General features: G+C 54.2%; 1 protein-coding gene. It reads left to right on the forward strand.

Annotated elements, in window-relative coordinates; all coding sequences use genetic code 11:
* On the forward strand, positions 1 to 679 hold a 679-nt coding region (locus COY37_RS02700; RefSeq protein ID WP_286975954.1), incomplete at both ends, for a CgeB family protein.

Below are 679 nucleotides of genomic sequence, written 5' to 3' on the forward strand. Positions count from 1 at the left end.
GATGAGATTCGCGCCATGGGTATTACGGCCGTTAACTGGTACTGCAACGGGTCGTATCAGCTACACCTTGTCTCCGAAATCTCGCCCCATTACGATTGGTGCCTGGTGCCGGAGAAACTTCGCATTAAAGATTACGAGGCGATGGGGGCCCGTCCGATCTACTGCCAGGAAGCCGCTAACCCCACTATTTATAAGCCATATGACCTTCCGGTGGAGTTCGATGTTACTTTCGTCGGGCAAGCGTATGGGGATCGTCCGGCGTATATTAAGTATCTCTTCGACCGCGGAGCCAATGTGCGGGTGTGGGGTTTCGGTTGGCAAAACTATAGCGAAGACGGCCAGGGGCGACTGGGGTCGAACCAGTTGCAGAGAGCTTTGCGGATTGGGCGAAAGTTGTTAACGCCTGCAGGGTGGCAGGCGGCAGCGCAGCGTCTGCGACGTTCCTTTGAACCGCAAGCTGCGGGATGCGATGTGTATTCTGCGACTGCGAGCAAGGTAGAATTACCTGCCCCAATTATTGGTGGGATTCTCTCGGATACCGATATGATTAGGCTCTACAGCCGTTCGAAAATTAATCTGGGTTTTTCTACGTGCGGCGACACGCATAAAACGGGTGAGCGCATTGTTCAGGTGCGCCTGCGCGATTTTGAGGTTCCCATGAGTGGCGGCTTTTACATGG

The organism is Candidatus Aquicultor secundus (genome assembly GCF_002791875.1).
Classification (GTDB): Bacteria; Actinomycetota; Aquicultoria; order Aquicultorales; family Aquicultoraceae; genus Aquicultor_A; species Aquicultor_A secundus.